Source organism: Streptomyces mutomycini (assembly GCF_001700505.1).
Lineage (GTDB): Bacteria > Actinomycetota > Actinomycetes > Streptomycetales > Streptomycetaceae > Streptomyces > Streptomyces mutomycini.
Window position 1 is genome coordinate 1 of record NZ_MAPV01000082.1, and the last position, 12,859, is coordinate 12,859.

Here is a 12,859-nt window from a genome sequence, read left to right on the forward strand (position 1 = left end):
ACCGGATCCGACCACGACGCCGGACCCCACGACGACCCCCGACCCGGAGCCCAGCACCACCGGTCCCGGCTGTCCCACGGACCCCGCGGAGACGCCCGATCCGGCGGTTCCCGCCGAGGATCCCTGCCCCACCCCAACCGCCTGACGGATCAGCGGGCGTCGAGCACCTCGGACAGGTCGTACCGCACCACTTCCTCCAGTTGCGCGTAGGTGCAGCCGGAGGGGGTGCGGTCCGGCCGCCACCGCCGGAACTGGGTGGTGTGGCGGAAACGGTCGCCCTCCATGTGGTCGTACGCCACCTCGCAGACCCGTTCCGGAGCGAGGGCCACCCACGACAGGTCCTTCTTCCCCGACCAGCGGCTCGGCGCGCCCGGCAGCCGCGAGCCCTCGTGCGCGGACGCGTCCGCCCAGGCCGCCCACGGATGGCCGGCGGGATCGATACGCAACGGGGCCAGCTCCTCGACGAGTTCGGCGCGCCGCTTCATCGGGAAGGCCGCGCACACCCCCACGTGCTGCAGAGCGCCCCCGGAGTCGTACAGGCCGAGCAGCAGCGAGCCCACCACGGGGCCGCTCTTGTGGAAGCGGTAGCCCGCCACCACGCAGTCGGCGGTCCGTTCGTGCTTGATCTTGTACATCACACGGGTGTCGGGCCTGTACGGGAGATCGAGCGGTTTGGCGACCACCCCGTCGAGCCCCGCGCCCTCGTACCGCTCGAACCACTCCCGCGCCAGCTCCGGGTCCGTGGTGGCCGGGGCGAGGTGGACGGGTGCCGAGGCGCCGGCCAGGGCCCCTTCCAGGGCCGTCCGCCGTCCGGTCTGCGGAGTGGCGAGCAGGGAGACGTCGTCCAGGGCGAGGATGTCGAAGGCGACGAAACCCGCCGGGATCTGCTCGGCCAGCATCCGCACCCGGGAGTCGGCCGGATGGATGCGCTCGCTCAGCCGGTCGAAGTCCAGCCGTCCCTCGTACGGCAGGACGATCTCGCCGTCGATGACGCAGCGCGGCGGCAGATTGTCCCGCACGGCGGCGACCACCTCGGGGAAGTAGCGGGTGAGGGGCTTTCCGGTCCGGCTGCCGATCACCACCTCGTCGCCGTCCCGGTACACGATCGCCCGGAAGCCGTCCCACTTCGCCTCGTACTGCATCCCCGGCGGGATCCTGGAGACGGACTTGGCGAGCATCGGCTTCACAGGAGGCATCACCGGCAGGTCCATGACCCGATTCTCACCCGCCGCACCGGGTGCGTCCTCCGATATGCGGCATATGTGGGCCCGGCCTACGGTGTCCGACATGGGAGCAGGAACAGCGGTGGAGCTGGACGTGGACGGACGGGCCGTGCGACTGTCCAATCCGGACAAGGTGTACTTCCCGGAGAAGGGCTACACCAAGAGGGACGTGGCCGAGTACTTCCTGGCAGTGGGGCCGGGAATCCTCCGCGCCCTGCGCGAGCGGCCGACCACGCTCCAGCGCTTCGTCGACGGGGTCGAGGGCGACTTCTTCTACCAGAAGCGCGCACCGAAGAACCTCCCCGACTGGACCCCCACCGCACGGATCGAATTCCCCAGCGGCCGGCACGCCGACGAGATGTGCCCCACCGAACTCGGCTCGGTCCTGTGGGCCGCCAACCTCGGCACCCTGACCTTCCACCCCTGGCCGGTGCGCAGGGCCGACACCGACCACCCCGACGAGCTGCGCATCGACCTCGACCCGCAGCCCGGGACGGACTACGCCGACGCGGTACGGGCGGCTCACGAACTGCGCTCGGTCCTGGACGACCACGGACTGCGCGGGTGGCCGAAGACCTCCGGCGGGCGGGGCATCCACGTCTTCGTCCCGATCGTCCCCGAGTGGACCTTCACCCAGGTCAGGCGCTCCGCCATCGCGGTGGGGCGGGAGCTGGAACGCAGGATGCCGGACCGGGTGACCACGGCCTGGTGGAAGGAGGAGCGCGGCGAGAGGATCTTCGTCGACTACAACCAGACGGCCCGCGACCGCACGATCGCCTCCGCGTACTCCGTACGCCCCTTTCCCCACGCCCCGGTCTCCGCCCCGCTCCGCTGGGAGGAGATCGACGACGCGGAGCCCCGCGACTTCGACCTCCGCACCATGACCGCCCGGTACACCGAGCTGGGCGATCTGCACGCCGACATGGACGACCACGCCTACCGGCTCGACCAGGTGCTGGAGCTCGCACGGCGTGACGAACACGAGCACGAGCTGGGCGACCTGCCCTATCCGCCGGAGTATCCGAAGATGCCGGGCGAGCCCAAGCGGGTGCAGCCCAGCCGCGCCCGGCACGACGACGGCGACCCCGTATGACGTCCGGGGCCGGTGGCGGTCACGGGGCGCACGGCCGGCCTCCGACCCGGCGGGAGAAGTGGGAGACGTACAAGCAGTCGCCGTACCTCCCCGCGGTGGTACTGGTCCTGATCGTGTCGGCCGCCGCGGGCCTCTTCGCCGGCTCGTACACCTACGCGATGGCCAATCCGACGCCGCACCGGATCCCGGCCGCGGTCGTCGAGGGCCCGAGGACGCCGTACGCCACCGAGTTCGTCAAGGGGATGGAGAAGGCGCTCGACGCCTCCCTCGAACTCGAGAGGTATCCGGATGCCGCACAGGCCCGCGCCGCACTGGACGAGCAGAAAGTGTTCGTGATCCTCCGGAGCGCCGGGAAGGGAGTGGTGATGCAGGTCGCCGGTGCCTCCGGCGCCACCGTCGCCGAGCTGCTGGGCGAGACCGGGGTGAAGGTGGCCGACACCGTCGGAGTCCCGCTCACGGTCGAGGACGTCAAGCCGCTCCAGGAGGGTGACCCGCGGGGTCTCGCCCTCTTCTACATCTCTCTCGCCGCCGTCATCATGGGCTTCCTCGGTGCGATCCAGCTCAGTGTGCACGCCCGGGCCCTGATCCCGCTGGAGCGGATACTCTTCACAGCCGTGTACGCCCTGCTCGGTGGGTTCGCCATCGCGGCGGTGGTGGACTGGGGGCTCGGCGCGCTCGATCTGCCCTTCGCGCAGTCCTGGCTGATCCTGGCGTTCACCATGTTCACGTCGGGCATGGTCTTCACGATGTTCAACACCCTCATGGGCCGCTGGGCGATGATCCCGACCTGGGGTGTCATGGTGCTGCTCGGCAACCCGTCGTCCGGCGGCGCGGTGTCCTGGCCGCTGCTGCCCTCACTCCTGGGACACATCGGGCGCTGGCTCCCGCCCGGGGCCTCCGTCAACGCCCAGCACACGGCGGTCTACTACCGGGGCCACCAGTACCTCTTCCCGTACCTCGTGCTGGCGGCCTGGGCGCTGGTCTCCTGCACGGTCTTCTGGGTCTGGCGCCACCGGCACCCGGGCGGCCGCGACCGCGTGCCGGAGCACGCGGCCACGGCCGCCCGGGTGTGACGCGCCCCTACAACTCCTGGATGCGGATGTCGCGGTAGGAGATCACGTCCGTGGTGCCGTGGACCTGGAGCCCGATGTAGCCGGAGGCGTACCGACGTCCGTCGGTGCCCGGGTCGTCGCCCCGCGGCGGCTCGAACAGCTGGCCGCCGTTGTTGTCGAACTCGTTCAGCAGGACACCGTTGCGGTAGACCGAGTAGTGCTGGTCCACCACCCGGACCTCGTAGTCGTTCCAGGTGCCCTTGGGAGTGACCCCGGCCCCTCCGAGACCGACCCGGTCGAAGCCGTAGACGGAACCGGTCTTGTACATGTCTCCGTCGGGCCGGTCGTTGACCTGGATCTCATGGCCGTACTTGATGGCGACCCACTCCGGACGGGTCTCCTCGGGGTGGTCGTGGACGCTCGGGAAGCGGACGAACACTCCTCCGTTGGCGTTGCCCGCTCCCGGGGCGTCGTCCCGCCACTGGAGTTTCAGCGAGAAGTCCCCGTAACTCCGGGCCGGGAACCACAGCATTCCCATGCCGTCCACGGTGGTGGAGCTGGTGATCGAGCCTTCCTCCTCGTTCAGTGCGAACTGGCCGCCGCCGACCTGCTGCCACCTGGCGAGGGAGTCGGCCGTGCCGTCGAACAGCTTGCGGTAGCCCTCGTCCTGGCCCGGCTTGCCGATGCCGGACTGCTTGGCGGCCCTGTAGATCTTCCTGTGCTCACGGGCGTCGATGACGCCGTCGGTCAGGAGCTTGTCCAGGACCTTGTCCACGTGCTTGAGGAACAGCGCGTGCGAGGACCAGTCCTTCTCGTCCTCGATGAGCTCGTTGATCGTGCAGCGGCTGCCGGTCAGCCGGTTGGGGACACCCGTGTCGACCGTGCCGACGATCACGGTCAGCCGTTCGTCGAACTCCGGGCAGTTGGGGGCCGGGACACCGCCGCTCCGCGCGACGGTGAACGAGGCATGCTTCGCCTCGGAGGTGTTGCCCGACTTGTCCGTCGCACGGTGGGCGAAGGTGTGGTAGCCGACGCGGTCGACGATGACGGGGGAGGAGTAGGCCAGGTACGGGCCGCCGTCGAGGGAGTACTCGACCTTGTCCACACCCGAGTCCGCGTCGGTCGCGGTGACCGTGGCCTTGGCGCTGGTGATGAACGCGCCGTCCGAGTTCTTGTCGCCCGCCACCACCACCGAGGTCTCCGGCGGGCTCCGGTCCTGCGACGGCGGTTCGACGACGGTGAAGTCGACGGACTTCTCCGCGGCGGCGTTGCCCGACTTGTCGGTGGCGCGGTAGCGGACGGTGTGTGTCCCCGCCTCATGCACCATCACGGGTGCGGTGTACGGCTGCCAGGCGCCGTCCGCCCCGGTCGCGTACTCGATGGTGTTGACTCCCGACCCGGTGTCGGACGCGGTCACGGTGACCGTGGCCATGCCGAGGTAGGCGCCCGCGTCGTCCTTCTCGCCCGACACGGTCGCCGAGGTCTCCGGCGGCGTCTCGTCGTCGGTCGGGGGCGCGGCTACGGCGAAGTCGGCCTTCTTCTCCGCTGCCGCGTTGCCGGACTTGTCGGTGGCGCGGTAGCGGACGGTGTGCGTCCCGACCTCGTTCACCACGACGGGCGCGGTGTACGGCTGCCAGGCGCCGTCGGCGCCGATCGCGTACTCGACGGTGTCGACGCCCGATCCCGCGTCGGTGGCCGCCACGGTGACGGTGGCCTGGCCGATGTACGCGCCGTCGGCGTTCCTGTCGCCGTCCACCGTCGCCGAGGTCTCTGGAGCGGTGGTGTCCTCACCGCCGCCGCCGTCCTCGGTCACCGTGAGGATGCCCTGCATCGAGCCGTGGCCGGGGATCGTGCAGTGGTAGAAGTACCGGCCCGGCGAGAGGGTGACCTCGACGCTGTGCTTGCCGCCCTCGCTGTCACTGGGGTTGGCAAGGATGTTCAGCGGGACGTCGTTGTTGAACTCCACGTCCGAGACGCTGAAGGTCAGCGTGTGCGGCATTCCCGTGGTGTTGCCGGTGGCCGCGCTGTTCTCGAAGACGATCGTCGCGGGGCCGGCCACCGCGGTCCTGGGAGCCGACAGGTAGTGGTCGATGGGGTCGCCGGCGGTCCAGGTGAGGACCTGGTCGGCAGCCGCCGTCGCCCGGTCGTCGTCGCGGCCGTACGCGGCGGTCGACGCCAGCCCGAGGACCATCAGGAACGAACCGAGCAGGGCCACCCACCACCGGGCGGGGCCATACCGCTTTCGCGCGAGGAGCGAAGGGTGTCTCACTGCGCTGCCGCCTTCCTGGCCAGGTCTGCGGCGGCCGGGGTCGGACCGCCGCCCTTGTACGTCACGCGCCACAGCGCGGACTTGGAGTCGGAGGTGAAGAAGCCGCGCCCGTAGTCCAGGACGTAGAGGGAACCGTCAGGGGCGAACTTCCAGTCCATGAGGTTGCGGATGCCGTTCGCACCTACCGGGACGATCTTCTTCAGGGACTCGGCGTGCGTCGGCAGGCCGCCCTTGCCGACCGTCTTCGGGTCGGTCAGCACGGCGTGACGCGGCTGGGTGTCGTCGTAGAAGTCACCGACGAACCACTTGCCGTCCCAGTACGAAGGCCACTTGGCCCCGCTCGTGCTCGCCGCGTCGTAGCGGTAGACCGGGCCGTTCATCGTGGCCTGGCCGCCGCCCTTGAGCCAGGGCAGGAGCTGCTTCTGGTCCTCCACCTCGTAGCTGGGGATGCCGCTCGCGTCACGCGGGTAGTCCACGCCGCCGCCCTGCGGCGAGTACCAGATGGTGTTGCCGGTCACGGGCGGCAGCTTCACCAGGCCGTCGTTGTTCGGCGACTCGTTCTTCGGGGCGTTGCAGTCGTACCAGCCCAGCGGCTTGGACGGGTCGGGCAGGTTGCGGTCCCGGTAGGGCTGCTTGTTGCCCATGCAGTACGGCCAGCCGTGGTTGCCCGCCTTGGTGATCGCGGCGAACGTGTCGTACTTCGCCGGACCCCAGGTCGTGCTCGGCGCGCCCGCGTCGGGGCCCACCCAGCCCGCGTACAGCGTGTCGGTCGACGTGTCGACGGAGATGCGCGTCGGGTTGCGGACACCCATCACGTAGATCTCGCCGCGGGTCTTGCCGCCTCCCTCGTCCGGCTCCTCGCCGGTGAAGAGGTTGCCCTCGGGCAGGGTGTACGTGCCGTCGTCCTCCGGGTGGATCCGCAGGATCTTGCCGTTGAGGTTGTTGGTATTGCCCGCCGTGCGGCGGGCGTCGGCGAAGGAGACACCCTTGTAGTTCGGCTGCGGGTTGTTGCCCGAGTAACCGTCGCTGAAGCCCGAGGAGTTGTTGTCACCCGTGGCGACGTAGAGGTTGCCCTTCGAGTCCCAGGCCATGCCGCCGCCCGCGTGGCAGCAGCTGTGGATCTGGACCGGCCAGTTCAGCAGCACCTTCTCGGACGCCAGGTCCAGCTTGTTCGTGGTGCGGTCGAAGGTGAAGCGCGAGACCTGCCGGACCGCCATCCGCTTGTCGCGGTCGATCTTCGCGTGCGGGGTGTAGTGCAGGTACACCCAGCCGTTGGTGGCGAAGTCCGGGTCCAGCTCGATCCCGAGCAGGCCCTCTTCCACCTTGACCAGCTCGTCGCCGCCGCCCTTGTTGCCGAAGACGCTCAGCTTGCCGGCGAGGGAGACCTTCTTGGTGGCGGGGTCGTAGACGTGGATCTCGCCATTGCCCTTGCCGATGTCCGGATTGCTCCAGTCCGTGACCACCGGCGCGCTGCTGTCGGCGCCGCCGCGTCCGATGTAGAAGACCCGCCCGTCCTTCGCGGTCACCAGACCGTGCGGTTCGCCGATCTGGTCGTTCTGTCCCGGCTGATTGGGCTGCGTGAGCCTCTCCGCCGTGTAGTTGGAGTCGATCGTGGCCTTGCAGTCGGCCTGCGAGATCCGGCTCGTCCAGGCCAGCGCGCCGCGCAGATGATCCCGGAAGTCAGTCTCGGCGAAGCTCGCGGCCGTGCCGCCCATGCCGGTGTAGAAGGAGCGGCCGCCGTCGTAGTCACGGCACCAGGAGACCGGGTGGTCCCAGCCGTTGGCGCTCTTGCCCGGGGTGTACGTCAGCTCGCGGACACGGGCCACGGTGTGCACGTCACCGGACGGGTTCTCCTTCCAGTCCAGCCACTTGTCCGGACGCTTCCACTCCAGCGGGAGGTTCTTCGTCGCCGGGTGCTGCCGGTCGCCGATCTCCACGGTGGCGCGCTGGACCGCCGTCGGGCTGTCCGCCGCGGGACGTGCGCCGACCAGGCCGGTGAACCAGTCGGAGTACGGTTCGGTGCGCGCCGCGTCATGGATGCCGAGGAAGCCGCCGCCGGCCTCCATGTACGCCTCCAGGCCGGCCTCCTGCTCAGGGTCGAGCACGTCGCCGCCGCCGGTCAGGAAGACGACCGCGTTGAACCTGCCGAGCTTCCTGCCGTTGGTGAAGACCGCCGCGTCGTCGGTGGCGACGGTCTTGAAGCGCCCGGCCTCGGGGCCGCTGAGCCCGATCTTCTCGATGGCCGCGATACCCGCGTCCACGGTCGGGGGCTCATCGCCCGCCGAGGCGTGGAACACCAGCACCCTGACGTCGGCCCCGCCCGGTGGCGTGGGAAGGGACAACGTTGTCGCAATCCGTTCCTCGAGTCCGGGGTCCGGATAGGGGCTGGCAGTGGCCGCGTTGCCGCCGAGCAGGGACGCGGTCAGGGCACCTGCCGCCACGGCCGCCGCGATGCCGCGGCGCGATCTGGACCTGTGATGTGGTGTGCGCTGCATGTGGTCACCCACCCCTCTTGGTCACTTCTCTGGTCACTTCCTCGTCACCGCGCCTCTGTGGTCGCTGCGACAGCGCACGAAGCTAGACCTCTTTTCGTGGCCCGCCAATAGGTACGGCAGCAATCGAACGAACTTTGTCCTGAGCGTGGATAAACCAACGGCCCCCGGCTACCGTGTGGGCCGTCCAGGGGAGCAGCGCGCCAGTTTCCTTCTCGCAGTGGGGAGTTCGACATGGACCGAAGGACCTTCAACCGCCGGATGCTGGTGGGCGGCGGTGTGGTGGCGGCCACTGGAGTGACATCGATGTCACTCGGCGCGGTGCAGGCCACCTCCGCGGAGAACCCGGCGAAGACCGCCCCGGCGGGCGGGGTCGTCCGCCACCTCAAGCTGTACGCCGAGAAGCTGGCGGACGGTCAGCTCGGATACGGCTTCGAGAAGGGCGAGGCGTCGATCCCCGGGCCGCTCATCGAGATCACCGAGGGCGACACGCTGCACATCGAGTTCGAGAACACCACGGACGTCGACGCCAGCCTCCATGTCCACGGCGTCGACTACGACATCGCCAGCGACGGCACCCGGATGAACCGCAGTCACGTCGAGCCCGGCGGCACCCGCACGTACACCTGGCGCACCCACGTCCCCGGCCGCCGTACGGACGGCACCTGGCGGGCGGGCAGCGCCGGTTACTGGCACTATCACGACCACGTCGTGGGCACGGACCACGGCACGGGCGGCATCCGCAAGGGCCTGTACGGGCCACTCGTCGTACGCCGCAAGGGGGATGTCCTGCCGGACAAGACGATCACGATCGTCTTCAACGACATGACGATCAACAACAAGGCCGCCCACGAGAGCCCCGACTTCGAGGCCACGGTGGGCGACCGGGTCGAGATCGTGATGATCACGCACGGCGAGTACTACCACACGTTCCACATCCACGGGCATCGCTGGGCGGACAACAGGACCGGGCTGCTCACCGGCCCGGACGACCCCAGTCGTGTGGTCGACACGAAGATCTGCGGACCCGCCGACTCCTTCGGCTTCCAGATCATCGCGGGCGAGCACGTGGGGGCCGGCGCATGGATGTATCACTGCCACGTCCAGAGCCACTCCGACATGGGGATGGCCGGTCTGCTGCTCGTCGCCAAGGCGGACGGCACGGTGCCGGGATACGACCCGCCGCACCACGCGGCGGGTACGGCGGACGCGCACGAGCACTGAGGCCGCGGCCGGCGGGCCGGTGCGAACTGCGGTTGTCGGTGCCTGGTGCAAGACTCGGAGACGAGCGGCATCCATCTCCGACAAGACGAGCGGGACCACGGGACTCGCTGAAGGAGCACACCATGCTCGACCCGGCCTTCGTCACCGGCGCCCCCAACTGGATCGACCTCGGCACCCCCGACATCGAGGCGGCCACGGCCTTCTACGGCGGCCTCTTCGGCTGGGACCTGGTGCCCGGCGGCCCGGAGACCGGTGGCTACGGGATGTACCAGCTTCGGGGCAGGACGGTCGCGGGGGTCATGACCGTGCCCGAGGACCAGGGGCAGCCCGCCTGGTCGGTCTACTTCCAGACCCCCGACGCGGACGCCACCGCACGGACGGTCGAGCAGGCCGGAGGTACCGCCGCGTTCCCCCCGGTCGACGTGCTCGACTACGGGCGCATGGGCGGCTTCACGGACAGTCTCGGCGCGTACTTCGGCGTCTGGCAGCCCGGGACCAACCCCGGCCTCGGGATGATCATGGAAAACGGCGCGCTGATCTGGTCCGAGCTGTACACGCCGGACGTTCCCGCGGCGGCCGCGTTCTTCCACACCGTCTTCGGGTGGAAGACCGACGTCATGGCGTTTCCCGGCGAGCCCTACACGATGATCCGGCCCGCCGGAAGTGACGGTGCCGAGGCCTCCTTCGGAGGGCTCCAGCACCTCGACGCGGTGCCCGGCCAGACCGGTGCGGGGCCGCACTGGCTGCCGTACTTCGCCGTGGACGACACCGACGCGGTGGTCGCCGGTGTGGAGCGGCTCGGCGGCCGGGTGACCACGGCCGCCGCGGACGTGCCCGAGGTCGGCCGGATCGCCCACTTCGCCGACCCCGCGGGTGCGGCGTTCGCCGTGATCAAGCCCGTGCCGATGCCGCTGGACTGAGCGGCCGGACAGCGCGGCCGGGAGCGGGGGATCCGCGGCCGGCCCGGTCGTTGAACGGTCGTTGATCACTTGTTTATCGCGACCGGGCACCATGTGCCCCATGCCGATCAACACCATGACCGAAGAGCTCCTATGGCGGGAGACCGCGTTGTGCGCGCAGGCCGGGCCCGATTTCTTCTTCCCGGCGCCGGGCAGCTCGACCCGGGAGGCCAAACAGCTGTGCAACGCCTGCGAGGGCAGAGTGGCCTGCCTGGAGTACGCACTCACCCACGACGAGCGCTTCGGCGTCTGGGGCGGGATGTCCGAGAAGGAGCGGGAACGACTGCGCAGAAGCCGGTCCGGCCGGCGCTGAGCGCCGCTCCGGGCGAGGCCCGCGCACTGCGGGCCCCGTCAGGCCGTCCCGTCAGGAGATCCCGTCAGGCGATCCGGAAGGTCTCGCCGTACATCTGCCACACCAGCGGCTTGTCCAGCCCGAGATTGCCCTCGCGCAGGAACACCCGCTGCGCCGTGTCGATCCGGGTCGTGTCCCGCTGCACCTTACGGGCCCTGATCGCCGACCGGCTCTCGTCGAGGAATGCGTCCAGATACGCGGTCTCGTCGCCGCCCTCCGCGGCCGTGTCCGCCGACGCCATCGCGGCGTCGCGGATGCCGTAGAAGCCGTCCGCCCCGACACCTGGCCCGTGCAGGACCATCGCGTCGTAGTAGACGAACTGCCCCAGGGTGCCGAGGCCGTCCATCTTCGCCAGCCTGACCGCGGGCTCGAAGTACAGCCTGTCGCGCGTCGTTTCCTGGGCCTCCCGGAAGGCCGGTTCCTCGGCGGCCCGGCGCCAGGCGTCGGTGAAGCCGGGATCCAGGCCCTCGTGCGAGTCGGTACCGTCCACCGCCCGCAGAGCGGGGAGGAACGGGGCGAGCGGATTGTCCGGGTGCCGATCGGTGTAGTCCTCGACCAGTTGCAGCATGTCGTTCGTACCGGAACAGAAGCCGATTATGCCGGCGGTGTAGCCGGTGCCGTCGCCGATGTCCTCGATCGCTCCGTACTGGCTGCGCCAGTCCAGGGTGGACGCCTCGGCGCTGGCCACCAGCCGTGACGCGGTCTCCTTCATCGCCGGAGCAGCTAGACCGGGCGGCAGTGCGTCGATCTCCTCGGAGCGCTCGTCCACCTGTTCGGCCGCTTCCGGCTCCGCCGTGCCGGTTTCCCCGGGGCCGGCCGCCTGCGGGGTCACCGTGGGCGGCTCCGAGCCGCCGCCGTTGAACAGGATCGAGGCGGCGATGGCGATGGGTGCACCGAAAAGAACGAGACGCGTCACAGGTTTCACCCGGCACAGAGTACTTTCCGTGAAGCTGCGGGGGCAGCCCGAGCGAGAAGCGGCGGCGCACGCGAGACGCGTGCGCCGCCGCTGTCCGGCGGGGGCGGGGAGCGGATCCCGAGACCGCCGGGCGGGCTCTCCGGCGGGTCAGCCCTGGTTGGCCCGGGCCGCCAGGCGGGCCTTGCGGGCCGCCAGCTTCTCGTCGAACTTCGACGCCTCGCTGTCCAGGCCGCTCATGTACAGCCCGAGCTCCTCCTGTGCCTTGAGGCCCTCCGGGCCGAGGCCGTCGATGTCGAGGACCTTCAGGTAGCGCAGGACGGGCTGGATCACGTCGTCGTGGTGGATGCGCATGTTGTAGATCTCGCCGATCGCCATCTGCGCGGCCGCCCGCTCGAAGCCGGGCATGCCGTGGCCGGGCATCCGGAAGTCGACGACGACGTCGCGGACGGACTGCATGGTGAGGTCCGGAGCCAGCTCGAACGCCGCGCCCAGCAGGTTGCGGTAGAAGACCATGTGCAGGTTCTCGTCGGTCGCGATCCGGGCCAGCATCCGGTCGCACACCGGGTCGCCGGACTGGTGGCCGGTGTTGCGGTGCGAGACGCGGGTCGCGAGCTCCTGGAAGGCGACGTACGCCACGGAGTGCAGCATGGAGTGGCGGTTGTCGGACTCGAAGCCCTCCGCCATGTGCGCCATGCGGAACTGCTCCAGCTTGTCCGGGTCCACGGCTCGCGAGGTGAGCAGGTAGTCGCGCATGACAATGCCGTGCCTGCCCTCCTCCGCGGTCCAGCGGTGCACCCAGGTGCCCCAGGCGCCGTCGCGGCCGAAGAGCGAGGCGATCTCGTGGTGGTAGCTGGGGAGGTTGTCCTCGGTCAGCAGGTTCACGACGAGGGCGATGCGCCCGATGTCGGTGACCTTGGACTGGCTGGTCTCCCACGCCTCGCCGTCCTCGAAGACACCGGGGAAGTTCCGGCCGTCGGTGAACGGTACGTACTCGTGGGGCATCCAGTCCTTGGCGACCTTGAGATGGCGGTTGAGTTCCTTCTCCACCACCTCCTCCAGTGCGTACAGCAGCTGGGCGTCTGTCCACGCCTTCGAACTGCCGATATGGGGAGAGGTGATCGTCACGGGGGCTCCTGGGGACGGGAGAAAATACCTACGGCTTCGTAGGTTACGTGACCGTAGGTTAAGGCGGCGGTAAGGCCATAGCCAAGCCCGGCCCTCGAGGCGCCTGCTCACCCGCTGTCATCCACGCAGTTCATAGGTGCATACAGGGGGCAAG

The 12,859-nt window shown here is 69.6% G+C and carries 10 protein-coding genes; 5 read left to right on the plus strand and 5 right to left on the minus strand.

The window, feature by feature from the left end:
• Positions 1-149: 149 nt before the first annotated feature.
• Positions 150-1,211, minus strand: a complete 1,062-nt coding sequence (locus BFF76_RS13035) for an ATP-dependent DNA ligase (RefSeq protein WP_053929182.1) — start codon at positions 1,209-1,211, stop codon at positions 150-152.
• Between the two features lie 94 nt (positions 1,212-1,305).
• Here BFF76_RS13035 and ligD point away from each other — a divergent pair, with 94 nt between their 5' ends.
• Together ligD and BFF76_RS13045 are read left to right on the plus strand one after the other, a co-directional pair.
• Positions 1,306-2,316 (plus strand): non-homologous end-joining DNA ligase, encoded by a 1,011-nt coding sequence (gene ligD / locus BFF76_RS13040; protein WP_031094792.1) that lies wholly within the window; start codon positions 1,306-1,308, stop codon positions 2,314-2,316.
• Entirely contained in the window at positions 2,313-3,389 is a 1,077-nt protein-coding gene (locus BFF76_RS13045; RefSeq protein ID WP_031094794.1) for a membrane protein, read from the plus strand. The genes ligD and BFF76_RS13045 overlap by 4 nt, the downstream gene beginning before the upstream one ends.
• 7 nt (positions 3,390-3,396) lie before the next feature.
• On the opposite strand, the gene BFF76_RS13050 is transcribed toward BFF76_RS13045, so the two are convergent.
• Together BFF76_RS13050 and BFF76_RS13055 are read right to left on the minus strand one after the other, a co-directional pair.
• Entirely contained in the window at positions 3,397-5,637 is a 2,241-nt protein-coding gene (locus BFF76_RS13050) for an OmpL47-type beta-barrel domain-containing protein (RefSeq protein WP_065848258.1), read from the minus strand.
• Entirely contained in the window at positions 5,634-8,132 is a 2,499-nt protein-coding gene (locus BFF76_RS13055) for a ThuA domain-containing protein (protein WP_244167271.1), read from the minus strand. The genes BFF76_RS13050 and BFF76_RS13055 overlap by 4 nt, the downstream gene beginning before the upstream one ends.
• A gap of 231 nt (positions 8,133-8,363) precedes the next feature.
• Here BFF76_RS13055 and BFF76_RS13060 point away from each other — a divergent pair, with 231 nt between their 5' ends.
• The 3 genes from BFF76_RS13060 to BFF76_RS13070 all read left to right on the plus strand — a co-directional run bounded on the left by BFF76_RS13060 (position 8,364) and on the right by BFF76_RS13070 (position 10,625).
• Complete coding sequence (locus BFF76_RS13060) at positions 8,364-9,353, plus strand: multicopper oxidase domain-containing protein (RefSeq protein ID WP_065848259.1); 990 nt, start codon at positions 8,364-8,366, stop codon at positions 9,351-9,353.
• Between the two features lie 122 nt (positions 9,354-9,475).
• On the plus strand, positions 9,476-10,273 hold the full coding sequence (locus BFF76_RS13065; RefSeq protein ID WP_065848260.1) for a VOC family protein: 798 nt from the start codon (positions 9,476-9,478) through the stop codon (positions 10,271-10,273).
• A 100-nt stretch (positions 10,274-10,373) separates the two neighbouring features.
• Positions 10,374-10,625, plus strand: coding sequence for a WhiB family transcriptional regulator (locus BFF76_RS13070; RefSeq protein WP_031094807.1), 252 nt, complete (start codon positions 10,374-10,376; stop codon positions 10,623-10,625).
• 64 nt (positions 10,626-10,689) lie between these two features.
• Here BFF76_RS13070 and BFF76_RS13075 read toward each other — a convergent pair whose 3' ends face one another.
• A complete protein-coding gene (locus BFF76_RS13075) occupies positions 10,690-11,580 on the minus strand; it encodes a chitosanase (RefSeq protein ID WP_065848261.1) in 891 nt (296 codons plus the stop codon).
• Between the two features lie 147 nt (positions 11,581-11,727).
• Complete coding sequence (locus tag BFF76_RS13080; RefSeq protein WP_065848262.1) at positions 11,728-12,705, minus strand: acyl-ACP desaturase; 978 nt, start codon at positions 12,703-12,705, stop codon at positions 11,728-11,730.
• Between the last annotated feature and the right edge of the window lie 154 nt (positions 12,706-12,859).

Excerpts from the sequence above, each read along its gene's own strand:
- BFF76_RS13035 (WP_053929182.1), bottom strand. The coding sequence starts at position 1,211 with ATGGACCTGCCGGTGATGCCTCCTGTGAAGCCGATGCTCGCCAAGTCC.
- BFF76_RS13045 (WP_031094794.1), top strand. The coding sequence starts at position 2,313 with ATGACGTCCGGGGCCGGTGGCGGTCACGGGGCGCACGGCCGGCCTCCG.
- BFF76_RS13055 (WP_244167271.1), bottom strand. The coding sequence starts at position 8,132 with ATGCAGCGCACACCACATCACAGGTCCAGATCGCGCCGCGGCATCGCG.
- BFF76_RS13060 (WP_065848259.1), top strand. The coding sequence starts at position 8,364 with ATGGACCGAAGGACCTTCAACCGCCGGATGCTGGTGGGCGGCGGTGTG.
- BFF76_RS13065 (WP_065848260.1), top strand. The coding sequence starts at position 9,476 with ATGCTCGACCCGGCCTTCGTCACCGGCGCCCCCAACTGGATCGACCTC.
- BFF76_RS13070 (WP_031094807.1), top strand. The coding sequence starts at position 10,374 with ATGCCGATCAACACCATGACCGAAGAGCTCCTATGGCGGGAGACCGCG.